General features: G+C 59.9%; 14 protein-coding genes and 1 pseudogene. 12 read left to right on the top strand and 3 right to left on the bottom strand.

The window, feature by feature from the left end; translation table 11 throughout:
* The first annotated feature begins 199 nt into the window (after positions 1–199).
* From L861_RS10090 to L861_RS10055, 8 genes are all read left to right on the top strand, one after another.
* On the top strand, positions 200–2,530 hold the full coding sequence (locus tag L861_RS10090) for a putative monovalent cation/H+ antiporter subunit A (protein WP_016415861.1): 2,331 nt from the start codon (positions 200–202) through the stop codon (positions 2,528–2,530).
* Complete coding sequence (locus tag L861_RS10085; protein WP_016415860.1) at positions 2,523–2,951, top strand: Na+/H+ antiporter subunit B; 429 nt, start codon at positions 2,523–2,525, stop codon at positions 2,949–2,951. The genes L861_RS10090 and L861_RS10085 overlap by 8 nt, the downstream gene beginning before the upstream one ends.
* A gap of 33 nt (positions 2,952–2,984) precedes the next feature.
* Entirely contained in the window at positions 2,985–3,332 is a 348-nt protein-coding gene (locus L861_RS10080) for a Na+/H+ antiporter subunit C (RefSeq protein ID WP_016415859.1), read from the top strand.
* Positions 3,329–4,849 (top strand): Na+/H+ antiporter subunit D, encoded by a 1,521-nt coding sequence (locus tag L861_RS10075; protein WP_016415858.1) that lies wholly within the window; start codon positions 3,329–3,331, stop codon positions 4,847–4,849. Before L861_RS10080 ends, L861_RS10075 begins: the two co-directional genes overlap by 4 nt.
* Positions 4,846–5,334, top strand: a complete 489-nt coding sequence (locus L861_RS10070) for a Na+/H+ antiporter subunit E (protein ID WP_016415857.1) — start codon at positions 4,846–4,848, stop codon at positions 5,332–5,334. The genes L861_RS10075 and L861_RS10070 overlap by 4 nt, the downstream gene beginning before the upstream one ends.
* On the top strand, positions 5,331–5,600 hold the full coding sequence (locus tag L861_RS10065; RefSeq protein ID WP_016415856.1) for an MrpF/PhaF family protein: 270 nt from the start codon (positions 5,331–5,333) through the stop codon (positions 5,598–5,600). The genes L861_RS10070 and L861_RS10065 overlap by 4 nt, the downstream gene beginning before the upstream one ends.
* Positions 5,593–5,997, top strand: coding sequence for a monovalent cation/H(+) antiporter subunit G (mnhG, locus tag L861_RS10060; RefSeq protein ID WP_016415855.1), 405 nt, complete (start codon positions 5,593–5,595; stop codon positions 5,995–5,997). Before L861_RS10065 ends, mnhG begins: the two co-directional genes overlap by 8 nt.
* Before the next feature lie 78 nt (positions 5,998–6,075).
* Positions 6,076–7,368 (top strand): lytic murein transglycosylase, encoded by a 1,293-nt coding sequence (locus L861_RS10055; RefSeq protein ID WP_371827876.1) that lies wholly within the window; start codon positions 6,076–6,078, stop codon positions 7,366–7,368.
* Between the two features lie 3 nt (positions 7,369–7,371).
* On the opposite strand, the gene L861_RS10050 is transcribed toward L861_RS10055, so the two are convergent.
* Positions 7,372–8,085: a 16S rRNA (uracil(1498)-N(3))-methyltransferase gene (locus L861_RS10050; RefSeq protein ID WP_016415853.1), complete on the bottom strand. Its 714-nt coding sequence runs from the start codon at positions 8,083–8,085 to the stop codon at positions 7,372–7,374.
* Positions 8,086–8,166: 81 nt separating this feature from the next.
* Between L861_RS10050 and phaR the strand changes: the two genes are divergently transcribed.
* From phaR to L861_RS10030, 4 genes are all read left to right on the top strand, one after another.
* Complete coding sequence (phaR, locus tag L861_RS10045; protein WP_016415852.1) at positions 8,167–8,616, top strand: polyhydroxyalkanoate synthesis repressor PhaR; 450 nt, start codon at positions 8,167–8,169, stop codon at positions 8,614–8,616.
* A 105-nt stretch (positions 8,617–8,721) separates the two neighbouring features.
* Positions 8,722–10,008, top strand: coding sequence for a phosphoribosylamine--glycine ligase (gene purD, locus L861_RS10040; RefSeq protein ID WP_016415851.1), 1,287 nt, complete (start codon positions 8,722–8,724; stop codon positions 10,006–10,008).
* A gap of 59 nt (positions 10,009–10,067) precedes the next feature.
* Positions 10,068–10,940 carry a phosphoribulokinase gene (locus L861_RS10035; RefSeq protein ID WP_016415850.1) on the top strand — a complete coding sequence of 291 codons (873 nt, stop codon included), beginning with the start codon at positions 10,068–10,070 and terminating at the stop codon, positions 10,938–10,940.
* Positions 10,941–10,984: 44 nt separating this feature from the next.
* Positions 10,985–11,965: a LacI family DNA-binding transcriptional regulator gene (locus tag L861_RS10030; protein ID WP_016415849.1), complete on the top strand. Its 981-nt coding sequence runs from the start codon at positions 10,985–10,987 to the stop codon at positions 11,963–11,965.
* A gap of 51 nt (positions 11,966–12,016) precedes the next feature.
* Here L861_RS10030 and L861_RS24130 read toward each other — a convergent pair.
* Positions 12,017–12,133: pseudogene (locus L861_RS24130) on the bottom strand (thiamine pyrophosphate-binding protein); the annotation flags it as partial.
* 48 nt (positions 12,134–12,181) lie between these two features.
* Positions 12,182–13,115 (bottom strand): transaldolase (gene tal, locus L861_RS10025; RefSeq protein WP_016415847.1); only part of this gene is annotated, 934 nt, incomplete at its 5' end.

The raw sequence follows: 13,115 nt of genomic DNA, 5'->3' as shown, positions 1-13,115 counted from the left end.
CATACTCTATCGTAAAGGGGACGGGCTCGCAGGCTTTCCGATCCAATTGTTGCTTATCGGCGACGTGAATCGATAGAGTCTAACCAACTCTGCAGGGGAGCGCAGCGCCGCTGCGAACGATGTCCCAATACCTCTTCCGACAACCTGGAACGGGCGTTGACGTGTTGGGTCGGGTCACGGCGACAGGAGATCAAGGGTCATGCAACTGGCCGTATTGGGAGGCTTCGTATTGGCGGCCTTCGCGCCGTTGTTGCATCGCTGGTTCGGCGAACGTGCCGGCCTGGTCATGGCCTTATTGCCTGCCTCCTTGTCCTTGTGGCTGTTTTTCCAGTTGCCGGCGGTGACCGCCGGCGAAGTACTGGTATTCGAGTACCCGTGGGTGCCGGGGCTGGATATCAGTCTTACCTTTCTGCTCGATGGCTTGTCACTGCTGTTTGCCTTGATGATCAGCGTGATAGGTGTCTTCGTGCTGATCTATACCCGTGGTTACCTCAAGGGGCATCCGGATCTGGCGCGTTTCCATGTGGTGCTGGTCGCCTTCATGATGTCGATGCTCGGCCTGGTACTGGCCGACAACGTGGTGACTCTGTTCGTGTTCTGGGAGCTTACCAGTATTACGTCCTACTTGTTGATCGGCTTCAATCATACCGACCCGGAGGCCCGCAAGTCGGCCTTGCAGAGTTTGTTGATCACCGCTGGCGGTGGATTGTCGTTGTTGGCAGGGCTGATCATGATGGCACTCATTGGCGACAGTTGGTCGCTACAGGGCCTGACCTCGCAGGGCGATGTGATACGCGAGCATGGCTTCTATCTGCCCATATTGTTATGTGTGCTGGGCGGTGCGTTCACCAAATCGGCCCAATTTCCTTTTCATTTTTGGTTACCCAACGCCATGGCGGCGCCGACACCGGTTTCCGCTTATCTGCATTCGGCCACCATGGTCAAGGCCGGCATCTACCTGCTGGCACGTTTGCAGCCGGGATTGGGGGGCACTGAAGCCTGGATGACGCTACTGTCGCTATTCGGCGCCGTGACCATGGTGACGGGAGCATTTCTGGCGCTGCGCCATACCAGCATCAAGTCTCTGTTGGCTTATTCTACGGTGATGGCATTGGGTACCCTGACCATGTTACTGGGGATTGGCACCAAGGAGGCCATGGTCGCCTTTGCTACCTTCCTGCTGGCGCATTCGCTGTACAAGGGGGCACTGTTCCTCGTTGCCGGGATTCTCGACCATGAAACCGGCACCAAGGATATCGCCGCCATGGGAGGGTTGCGTCGAGCGATGCCGGTGACGGCCACATGCGCTGGCATTGCCGCATTGTCGCTGGGCGGCGTCATCCCGCTGTTCGGTTTCATTGGCAAGGAGTCGATGCTCGAGGCGGTGCTGCATGCCGAGCGCTTCAGCCCTTTTCTGTCTGCCTTGAGCCTGTCTGCTGCGATCATGACCCTCGCTGCAGCAGCGATCGTCGCGCTGCGCCCTTTCTTCGGTACGCGACGTGAAACGCCTAGGGCCCCCCATGAAGGTCCACCCGAAATGCTCGTTGGTCCCATATTGCTGGCTGGCTTGTCGCTGTTGCTGGGAGTGGCGCCGGAGCTGGCTTCCGGGCTGATAGCGGCCGCTGCCAGCAGCGTGAATGGAGAACCTCTGCACGCTTCGCTGTCGCTCTGGCACGGCATCAACCCAGCGCTGATGCTATCGCTGGTGAGTCTGGTGTTGGGGCTACTGATCTTTCGGTATTGGGGCCACTGGCGGGCTTGGCTGCGGCCGTTGGAGCCACTTTTCGCACGAGGTCCGGAAGCTGGGTATTTCAAGTTCATGGACCTGATCGTAACGGTTTCGATCTGGCAGACGCGCATGTTGCAGAACGGCTATATCCGCAATTATCTGGTCATGACGCTGCTGGTGCTGGTTGGCTTGACAGGCTACACCCTATTGGCCCGGCAGGGATTGACCTTCGATTTTGCCCTCGACGTGCATATCCACGAGGTACTGGTGGTGGGCTTGATGGTGTCGGGAGCGATCACGGCCTGCATCATGCGCTTGCGATTGGCCGCAGTGGCCGCGGTAGGGACCATGGGCTTTTGCATAGCGCTGATCTTCGTGACATTCAGTGCGCCGGATTTGGGTATCACCCAACTGCTGGTCGAGACCCTCACGGTGATCCTGCTGGTGCTGGTGCTGTTTCGCTTGCCGCGTTTCGCCAGCCTGTCCACGTCGCTGGAGCGTGTTCGCGACTTGGTGGTCGCCGGTAGCACTGGGCTTCTCGTGACGCTTTTGATCTTGACGGTCCTTGATGGAAGGCTGTTCCCGAGCATTTCCGATTACATGATTGCCAACAGCCAACCCGAGGGCCATGGCCACAATATCGTCAACGTGATTCTGGTTGATATTCGTGCCCTGGATACGCTGGGAGAAGTGTTCGTGTTGGCCCTTGCCGCCATTGGTGTCTATGCCATGTTGAGGTTCCATTCCAGTGAACATGATGATCGACACCCGCCCTCTCGCAAGGAGTCGCGAAATGGTTAGATCGGGGACTCTGATTCTCAGTGTCGCGGCGCGGCTATTGATGCCATTGCAGTTGCTGTTTTCGGTGTTTCTACTGCTGCGCGGTCACGATGAACCGGGCGGTGGTTTCATCGCGGGCCTGGTGGCATCGGGGGGCTTTGCGCTTTATCTGTTCGCCTATGGCATTCGGGCGACGCGTACCATGTTACGTGTTGCCCCTCAGGATCTGATCGGGATGGGGTTGTTCCTTAGCGTGGTGTCGGCCTTGCCGGCCTTGTGGCACGGTCAACCTTTTCTGACCGCCCAGTGGTGGACGATCCCCGTTCTTGGTTTCAAGTTCTCGACCCCGCTGCTCTTCGATATTGGTGTCTATCTGATCGTGCTGGGGTCGGTGCTCACCGCCGTGGTGGCGCTGATGGAGGGTGACCACGATGATGACTGACAGACGCTTGTCGACAGGGAGGGGAGGAAAATCATGGAACCGCTGATGGCTGTGGCAATCGGCATTCTCTATGCAGCAGCTATTTACATGATGCTGCGCCGTTCGATCGTCAAACTGGTGATCGGCTTGATGCTGTTGTCCAATGCGGCCAACCTTCTTATTTTCACCTCCGCCGGTTTGACCCGTGGTGCGCCGCCGTTGGTGCCCACTGGGCTCACCGCGCCTGCGGGGCAGGTCGCCGACCCCTTGCCGCAAGCGCTGGTGCTGACCGCCATCGTGATTGCCTTCGGGGTGTTGTCCTTTGCCGTAGTGCTGATTCGTCGAGCCTATGAAATCGTCAAGGCCGACGATCTCGACCGGATGAAGGATACCGATACGTGAGTCCCGAAGTCGCGCTTCCGATCTTCATTCCGCTGCTCTCGGGGGCGTTATCGCTGTTGTTCTGGCGATTGCACACGGTTCAGCGTTTCATTGCCGTGGTTGGTACCGGCAGCCTGCTGGTGACCAGTTTGTGGTTACTGTCATCGGTGGATGAGCACGGCATCCTGGTGATGCAAATGGGCAATTGGGAAGCCCCCTTCGGCATCAGTCTGGTCGCTGATCTATTTGCCACCATCATGGTGATTCTGACCGGCATCATCGGATTTAGCGTAGCGCTATACTCGCTGGCCACCACCAGCCGCGGGCATGAAGCCTTCGGTTACTTTCCATTGATGCACTTGCTGCTGGCCGGTGTCGCTGGCGCCTTTCTCACCGGTGATATCTTCAATCTCTACGTGTGGTTCGAGGTGATGCTAGTGGCATCCTTCGCGCTGCTGATTCTGGGCAGCGAGAAGGCACAGATGGAGGGTGCCATCAAATACGTGACCCTCAACCTGTTGTCCTCCGTTATCTTCCTTACCGCAGTAGGCCTGCTCTATGGCCTGGTGGGAACGCTCAACATGGCCGACATTGCCCAGCGCTTGGGGCAGGTCGAAGATAACGGCATGGTCGATGTCCTGGCCGTGATGTTCATGGTGGCGTTCGGTATCAAAGCGGCCGCTTTCCCCCTGTTCTTCTGGTTGCCGGCTTCCTATCACACGCCCCCTGTGGCGGTATCGGCGCTATTTGCCGGACTGTTGACCAAGGTTGGCGTCTACGCTCTGTTTCGGATATTCACCCTGATCTTTACCCAGAGCCCCGGTTATACGCATGAGATCCTGCTGTGGGGGGCGGGAATGACCATGCTCTCAGGAGTGCTCGGCGCCACGGCCCAGTTCGAATTCCGCCGGATCCTGTCGTTCCACATCGTTAGCCAGATCGGTTACATGATTCTGGGATTGGCGCTGTACACGCCATTGGCGGTGCTTGGTGGGGTTTTTTACATCTTGCACCACATTATCGTGAAGGCGAATCTGTTCCTGATCAGTGGCGTCGTCCATCGACTGTGTGGCAGTTATGAGCTCAAGCGGCTAGGCGGATTGTACCGTAGCCACCCTTGGCTTGCGGTGCTGTTCCTGATACCGGCACTGTCACTGGCGGGTATGCCACCGTTGTCGGGATTCTTCGCCAAGTTCATCGTCATTCGTGCGGGCATCGAAGCCGAGGCCTACGGGGTAACTCTCATTGCCTTGCTGGTGGGGCTGTTGACGCTATATTCGATGGTCAAGATCTGGGCGGAAGTCTTCTGGAAGGCGCCGCCCGAGCCTGATGAGGACAAACCTGAGCTTGCCTCCCCTGGTCAGCGAGAGTTATGGCAGATGTACCTGCCTATCGTCGGCCTGGCGCTGTGTACTTTGTTCATCGGCCTCAATGGGCAACCGATCTATGCCCTGGCGGAGTCATCGGCCGAACAGTTGCTCGATCCCAGTCGCTATATCGAAGCGGTGATGGGGGATGCAACGAAGGAGGCACCATGATCGGCGCGATCTGGAATCTGTTGCTGGCACTGGCATGGGTGGTCCTGACCGGTGATTTTAGTGGGCATAACCTGCTGGCAGGGTTGGTCTTCGGGTATCTCACCCTGGCGTTGATCCAGAGCCATGACGAGGCGTTGAGTGGTTACGCCCAATGGTTGCCGCGCCTGATCCTGTTCATCGGTTTCTTTCTCAAGGAATTGGTCAAGGCCAACCTGCGGGTGGCTTTCGACATCGTGACACCCCCTTGGTACATGAAACCAGGGGTGATCGCCATGCCGCTCAAGGCGAAGACCGATCTGGAAATCACGTTCTTTGCCAATCTGATTTCGTTGACACCCGGAACCTTGAGCCTGGACGTATCCGACGACCGCCGGGTGCTGTATATCCATGCCATGTTCCTCGACGATGAGCAGGAATTGCGCCGAGGATTGGAAGAGCTTGAACGTCGAGCCCTGGAACTGTTCCGGCGGGAGGAAAGCGTGTGAAGATTGTGATCTTCATAACCCTGGCTGTGATGACAGTGGCCTTGTGCCTGGCGTTCGTGCGCCTGGTCAAGGGGCCGTCGCTTCCGGACCGAGTCGTGGCGCTGGAACTGTTCTCGACATTGAGCGTCGGTATCATCGGGGTGAGCGCCATCATGACCGATGTCGCCAGCTTTCTCGACGTGTCCATCGTCATGGCACTGATGGCGTTTCTGGCGACAATCGGTTTCTCGCGCTTCCTGGAAAGGGGAGGGCCGCGAGATGATTGATGTGATCAAGGGAGCGCTGTTGCTCGGAGGGGCGGCCTTCATGCTGTTGGCAGCCGTGGGGGTATTGCGCTTACCGGATCTGTTGACGCGCCTACACGCCACTACTAAGTCCGCCACTCTGGGCGTGGCCATGATCATGCTGGCCGTCGCGCTGCACTTTGGCGAGGTAGCCGTGGTGGCCAGGGCCTTTGGCGTCATCCTCTTCCTGCTGATGACAGCGCCGGTGGCTGCTCATACCATTGGGCGTGCCGGCTATTTCGTTGGTTCCAAGCTGTGGAGCGGCACGCTCAAGGATGAATTACGCCCCAATTACGACCCATTGACCCACGAACTGAAGAGTGGGATGGAAACCGAGGCCAATGCAACACGTCAGTCCAAGGATTCCGACACTCGCTGAACCACAGTATCATGCCCCGGTCTTTTCGCGGTCCAAACGATTGGTTGCTTTCCCGGACCGTCAAGCACGTTCACAAGGATGACCATGCGCAAGATTCTGATTCCGACCATGTTACTGGCGGCCTTGGCCGGTTGTCAGGCCGCCCCCGGAACCTCTCAACCTGCCGCAGCGCAGGCAAACGAAACGACGTCTTCTCCTGCCACCGAGACCATGGCTTCGGATGGGACACAAGCGGTAGTGTCCCATGCTAGCTTCGAGGCTTGGGTCGAGGATTTCCGCGCTCGCGCCCGAGCTGACGGTATCGACGAAGCCACTCTGGCGGCGGCCTTCGACGAGGTGCGCTACCAACCGAGAATCATCGAACTCGATCGCTCCCAACCGGAGTTCGTGCGCCCGATCTGGGAATATCTGGATATCGCCGTGTCATCGACTCGGATCGGCCAGGGGCGAGCCAAACTCTCCGAACATGCTGGTACGGCTCGGGAGATGGAACGTCGCTACGGTGTACCCCGGGAAATCGTGACGGCCATCTGGGGCATCGAAAGCAATTACGGTGGCAACTTCGGCAGCTTCTCGACCATCGATGCGCTGGCCACCTTGGGGTATGACGGTCGGCGTCGGGACTTTGCCCGTGGCGAACTGATGGCGGCACTGCGCATTCTGCAACAGGGTGACATCAGCCGTGAGCGCATGCAGGGGTCATGGGCCGGGGCCATGGGACATACCCAATTCCTGCCATCGAGTTTCGAGCGCCACGCCGTCGATGGCGATGGTGATGGACGCCGCGACATCTGGGGCAGCATTCCCGATGTCATGGCCTCCACTGCCAACTATCTCGCCGAGGCCGGGTGGCGCTCCGGTCAGCCATGGGGTGTGGAAGTCGTGTTGTCCGATGGCTTCGATTATGCTCAGACCGAACTATCTACCCGCCTGTCCAGTCAGGAATGGGCAGCGCAGGGTGTGCGACCGCTGGCGGGGAAGGTCCTTCCGGATTTCGACGCCGCCTCGGTGATCGCACCAGCCGGCGCACAGGGGCCAGCGTTCCTGGTCGGCCCCAATTACCGAACTATCCTGCGTTACAACAACGCTACCAGCTATGCCCTGGCGGTGGGCACACTCGCCGATGGCATCGCCGGTCGTGGTCTGATAGTTCAGGCTTGGCCCCGCCATGAGCAGCCACTGTCACGCAGCCAGGTGCGCGAGATGCAACGGCGACTCAATGCCGAGGGTTTCGATACGGGCTCCCCGGACGGTGTATTGGGGCCCAACACCCGTCGTGGGCTGCGCCAATACCAGCGCAGCATCGGCCAAACGCCAGATGGCTTTGCCACCCGGCGGTTGTTGGAGCGATTGCAGTCGGAACAGTCGTGAGTGTCAGAACAGCCGTGACAGCAACGCTGTCACGGCGGTTTCCACACGCAGGATGCGCTCACCCAGATGGATGCCCTGGCAGCCAGCCTCGAGCAGTCGTTCGACTTCGTAAGGTATGAAGCCGCCTTCGGGGCCGATGACCAGAAGAGTGGGCTCGTCGATGCCTCGTGGGCAGGCATCGGGCATCCCAGGGTGTGCCAGCAGGCCCCGACGATGCTCGAGCAGGGCGGGCAGGCGGTCTTCGACGAAGGGTTTGAAGTGCTTTTCCAGGCTGACCTCGGGCAAGAGGGTATCGCGGGCCTGTTCGAGCCCCAGTACCAGGTGTTGGTGAATCTTTTCGGGCTTGAGTTCCGGTGACTGCCAGTAGCTCTTTTCCACGCGTCGGGTGTGCAGCAGGGTGATGTGCTTTACGCCCAGCGCGGTAACATGTTCCAGTGAACGGGCCAACATGCGTGGCCTGGGCAAGGCGAGTACCAAATGTACCGGCAGTGCGGCGGGAGGCATTTGATCGAGGCTGTCGATTTCGAACTGTGCCAGATCATCTTCGATGCGAACCAGCCGCCCTTTGCCAAGCTTGCCACCGGCCAAGCCCAGAGTCAGTTCGTCGCCGATGTTGGCACGGTGCACCTCGCGTAAGTGGCGCAGGCGGCGTGGGTCTCGAACCACGGCGCAATGGTCGTTGAGCAGATCTTGGGCGGCGAGCAGGATCAAGTTCATGTGGTCTCTAGGCACGCGGATTGGCTTGAAAGCTTAGCGCGGTGCACAATAGCAGCAAAGACGACAATTAGGAGCAGCGCCGTGCGCGTGATTCGCAAGTATGCCAACCGTCGGCTCTACGATACCGAACAGAGCCGCTACGTGACCCTCGAAGACCTGCGTCGACTGATTCTCGACGAGGTACCGTTTCGTGTCGAGGATGCCAAGACCGGTGAGGATCTGACGCGAACGATTCTATTGTCGATCATCATCGAACAGGAGCAGGCCGACAGCGAGGCCGAGGTTTTTTCCAACGATCTGCTGGAGCAGCTGATTCGTGTCTATGCCATGTCGCAGCCGTTGCCTTTGGCGCGTTACCTGGAACAGGGCACGCGTCTGATGCTGGAACAGCAGCAGCGCATGCAGGATCAGTGGCAGCAGGCCATGCGCCATTCGCCCATGGAGTTCATGCGCGAATTGGCCGAAGAGAACATGCGCTTCTGGCAGCAGACCATCAATCAGCGAAACCGCAAGGACGACGACGAGGACTGACCTGGACCGTCGCTGTCCTCGGTCGGTCGATGTTCCCGGGAAGGAGCGATCACTTTCTGGCATAATGCGCCGATTTTCCATAACCATCGATCAAGGTTTCCCCAGATGAAGGTTCTGATCATCGGCGGCGGTGGCCGCGAACATGCTTTAGCCTGGAAGGTTGCTCAATCCGCGCAGGTGGATGAGGTCTACGTTGCACCGGGTAATGCCGGCACGGCGCGGGAGCCGGGGTTGACCAATGTGGCGATCGATGCCTCCGACCTCGAGGGGCTGGAAGCCTTTGCCAGCCGGACAGGGGTCGATCTGACCATCGTCGGCCCCGAGGCGCCGTTGGTCGCAGGTGTCGTCGATCGCTTTCAGGCAACTGGGTTGACCATCTTCGGTCCAACCCAAGCCGCCGCCCAACTCGAGGGCTCCAAGTCCTTCACCAAGGACTTTCTGGCGCGTCATGCCATTCCCACCGCCGAGTACCGGACTTTCACCGCCGTGGAGCCCGCACTGGCCTATGTGGCCGAGAAAGGGGCTCCCATTGTCATCAAGGCCGATGGCTTGGCGGCTGGCAAGGGGGTGGTCGTGGCCATGACCGAGCAGGAAGCCGAAGCGGCGATCCGCGACATGCTCGAGGCCAATGCCTTTGGAGGAGCCGGTGCACGCGTGGTGGTCGAGGAATTTCTCGAGGGCGAAGAGGCCAGCTTCATCGTCATGGTCGATGGCCAGACTGTCTTGCCGATGGCCACCAGTCAGGATCACAAGCGTGCTCTCGATGGTGACAAGGGGCCCAACACCGGTGGCATGGGGGCTTATTCGCCAGCACCGGTGGTAACTCCCGACGTGCACCAGCGCATCATGGACGAGATCATTTTGCCCACCGTGCGTGGCATGGCTGATGAAGGCCATCCTTACACCGGCTTTCTGTATGCCGGGTTGATGATCGATGCAGAGGGAGCGCCCAAGGTCATCGAATACAACTGCCGTTTCGGCGATCCGGAAACCCAGCCGATCATGCAGCGCCTGACCTCCGATCTTGCCGTCTTGTGTCTGGCTGGAGCTCAGGGGCGTCTGGCGGGTGAGAGTTGCGATTGGGATCCGCGCCCAGCCGTGGGTGTGGTGATGGCCGCCGGCGGCTACCCTGGAGACTATCGCAAGGGCGATGTCATCGAAGGGCTCGACGCACTGGCTAGTTCCGACTGCAAGGTCTTCCACGCCGGAACCGCCCATGACGACCAAGGTCGAGTCGTCACCAGTGGAGGGCGCGTGCTATGTGTGTCTGCCTTGGGTGAAAGCGTGTCTCAGGCGCGCGACACAGCGTATCAGGGAGTCGCCGCCATTCATTGGCCCGATGCACAGTATCGGCACGATATCGCCTATCGCGCCATTGCCAGGGAGTCCTGAAACGGGGGAGCCACAATGAAACGCGTGCGCGAGATGCTGACCTGCCAGGGTGATGACTAATGTCTCGGGAATATCCGATCATTGCCGTGACCGGCTCTTCGGGAGCCGGTACCACGACGGTTCGACGAACTTTCGAGCGCATGCTCACCCGCGAGGACGTGCATGCTGCCTTCGTCGACGGTGACGCCTTCCATCGCTACAGCCGTAACGAGTTGGCGAAGATTTTCCGTGAGGAACCCGAGCGCGCGGGCGAGCTATCGCATTTTGCTGTGGAAGCCAACCTGCTCGATCGACTAGAGGAGTTGTTCCAGGAATATGGCGATAGTGGCACCGGGACCTATCGCCACTACATTCATGCCGAAGACAAACGCATGATCGAGTGCGGTCATCAGGTTGGCACCTTCACCGACTGGCAGACATTGCCGTGTGGCACCGATCTGCTGTTCTACGAAGGGCTGCACGGAGGCTTGGTCACTGCCGAGCACGATATTGCTCGCCATGTGGATTTACTGGTGGGGGTGGCGCCGACCATGAATCTGGAGTGGATCCAGAAGATCGATCGCGATACCAAACTACGTGGCTACTCTCAGGAAGCGGTGATCGACACCATTCTGGGGCGCATGCACGATTACGTGCGCTATATACAACCGCAGTTCTCGCGTACCCATATCAACTTCCAGCGTGTGCCGACGGTGGATACTTCCAACCCCTTCGAGGTGCAGGATATTCCCACTGACGCCGAATCCTTCGTGGTGATCCGCTTCCGTGATCCTTCCACGGTGGATTTTCCCTATCTGTTGGCGATGATCCAGGATTCCTTCATGAGTCGCCCACACACGCTGGTGGTGCCCGGCTCACGCATGCCGCTGGCCATGGAACTGATTCTTGCACCGCTGGTGCGGCACCTGCTTGCTCAGCGGCGTTTTCGCTGAGTGGCTCCGATATTTCCGAGTGAGAGATGTCAAGAAGTAGCAAGGTGACCATCACAGACATCGCCAAGCATGTGGGCATGACCAACATGACGGTGTCGCGTGCCTTGAACAAACCCGACAAGGTCAAGCCGAAGACGCGGGAAAAGATCCTCGCCGCGGCGCGCGAGCTGGGCTATGTCCCGAATGCCTTCGCCAGCCATCTTCGGAGTCGCAAGAACCGACTAATCGGCCTGGTCACGGCCAGCGTGGATAACCCCTTCTACAGCGAGGTAATCAAGGCGATTTCCCGTGCGGCCAAGGAGCATGACTACACCATCATGCTGATCGATACTGATGGCTCGCCGGAACTCGAGGAAGTAGCGATCGAGACCCTGCTCAGTTATCAGGTGGCCGGTATCATCCTTTCGCCGGTCTCCGATGCTGCCGGCTATCGCCCAGCCTATCTCGATCGCCTACGTGCTACCCAATTGCCGGTGGTAATGCTGGATCGTACTTTGAATGTGCCGGATTTCAGCCGTGTGGTGCTGGACAATCATCGCGCTGGTAGGCTGCTCGGCGAGTTGCTGGTGAAGGAAGACATCCGCCAGGTGCTGGTGTTGACGGGCCCGCGGGAGTCTCGAATCACGCAACATCGCCTGGCCGGCCTCAAGGAGGCCTATGACGCTGTAGGCGTCCCCCTGACGCTGGAACAGCGTCCTGGGGACTACACCCTGCAGCCGGCCTATCGTGAAATGGCCGATTACCTGCGCCAGGACATGCTCCCCGAGGCCGTCTTCGGCTTCAACCAGCTGATTACCCTGGGCGCGATGCGGGCCCTGCACGATGCCCACATCGGCCGTGCTGATGTGTTCGTGGTGGGCGTGGACCGCCTTCCTTATGCCGACATCTTCGATGTTTCGGTCCCCTGTGCCGGGCATGATACCTACCGGGCGGGCCATGAGGCGTTTCGCTTGCTCTTCGAACAGATCAAGGACCCCACGGCCGCCGGCCGTGAGGTTGTGATCTCCGCCACACTGATACATTAAGGGGGAAATGAGGGCTTCCGGTCGTCAGTGTGCGACGCCCAGCGCTCCCTCGACCTTGGCGATGCCGGCTATAGCCATGGGGGCGCCGGGGTGGCCGGACTTGGCCTTCTGTGTGGCGTCCATCGACAGCACACGGATGGCGTTGGCTAGTTCGAAACGTGACGGCAATTGGGATTCCCAATCGGTAGCTGGTTGGCGATTCAGGCTGTCAAGGGGTCAGAGGGTCGCCAAACGGTCGGCGATCTGCTCCTCCAGGCGTTCCTGGTCGTCGGCGAATCGGCGAATGCCCTCGGCCAGCTTGTCGTTGGCCATGGCATCCTGGTTGTGCCCCCAGCGGAAGTCGGGTTCGGTGAGCGGGGTCGGCCGGGGACCGCCGCTGCGTGCCATGAGCACCCTGGGTTTCACCTCGCCCGGTGTGGTAGCCAGCTCCTCGAACAGCGCCGGCGAGATGGTCAGTCGCGGGCAGCCGGCCAGCGCCAGCACCTGACCGGTATTGCGGAAGCTGGCGCCCATCACCACGGTGTGGTAGGCGCCCTGGTTGACCCGATGACAGACGCCGCGTACGAACTGCACGCCGGGGTCAGTGTCGGGGGTGAAGTCCTGGCCGGTCGCCTGCTTGTACCAGTCGGTGACCCGGCCTACGAACGGCGACACCAGGAACACCCCGGCATCGAAGCAGGCCTGCGCCTGGGTGTCGCTGAACAGCAGGGTCAGGTTGCAGTTGATGCCTTCCTTCTCCAGCACCTCGGCGGCGCGGATGCCTTCCCAAGTGGCGGCCAGCTTGATCAGCACGCGATCCCGCGAGACGCTGTGTCGCTCATACAGCTCGATCAGCTCGTGGGCCTTGCGGACGCTGGCCTCGGTGTCGAAGGACAGCCTGGCGGCTACCTCGGTGGAGACCCGGCCGGGCACCAGCTTGGCGATCTCGCTGCCCATGGCCACGGCGAGGCGGTCCACCGCGTGTTCGGCCTGGGCCTGGCGGTCGCCGCCCTCGGCCCGGATCGCCGCCAGCTCTGCGTCGATCAGCGCCTGGTAGCCCGGCATGTCGAAGGCCTTGAGCAGCAGCGAGGGGTTGGTGGTGGCATCGTGGGGCTGGTAGCGCTTGATGGCCTCCAGATCACCGGTGTCGGCGACCACCACGGAGTGCTGA

The sequence above is a fragment of the Litchfieldella anticariensis FP35 = DSM 16096 genome, from assembly GCF_000409775.1.
GTDB classification, from domain to species: Bacteria; Pseudomonadota; Gammaproteobacteria; order Pseudomonadales; family Halomonadaceae; genus Litchfieldella; species Litchfieldella anticariensis.
This window is presented reverse-complemented; position numbering and strand designations above follow the sequence as displayed.

What these genes read in the sequence shown, in the direction of transcription:
- L861_RS10090 (WP_016415861.1), top strand. Translation starts at nt 200, where the DNA reads ATGCAACTGGCCGTATTGGGAGGCTTCGTATTGGCGGCCTTCGCGCCG.
- L861_RS10085 (WP_016415860.1), top strand. Translation starts at nt 2,523, where the DNA reads ATGGTTAGATCGGGGACTCTGATTCTCAGTGTCGCGGCGCGGCTATTG.
- L861_RS10080 (WP_016415859.1), top strand. Translation starts at nt 2,985, where the DNA reads ATGGAACCGCTGATGGCTGTGGCAATCGGCATTCTCTATGCAGCAGCT.
- L861_RS10070 (WP_016415857.1), top strand. Translation starts at nt 4,846, where the DNA reads ATGATCGGCGCGATCTGGAATCTGTTGCTGGCACTGGCATGGGTGGTC.
- mnhG (WP_016415855.1), top strand. Translation starts at nt 5,593, where the DNA reads ATGATTGATGTGATCAAGGGAGCGCTGTTGCTCGGAGGGGCGGCCTTC.
- L861_RS10055 (WP_371827876.1), top strand. Translation starts at nt 6,076, where the DNA reads ATGACCATGCGCAAGATTCTGATTCCGACCATGTTACTGGCGGCCTTG.
- L861_RS10050 (WP_016415853.1), bottom strand. Translation starts at nt 8,085, where the DNA reads ATGAACTTGATCCTGCTCGCCGCCCAAGATCTGCTCAACGACCATTGC.
- purD (WP_016415851.1), top strand. Translation starts at nt 8,722, where the DNA reads ATGAAGGTTCTGATCATCGGCGGCGGTGGCCGCGAACATGCTTTAGCC.
- L861_RS10035 (WP_016415850.1), top strand. Translation starts at nt 10,068, where the DNA reads ATGTCTCGGGAATATCCGATCATTGCCGTGACCGGCTCTTCGGGAGCC.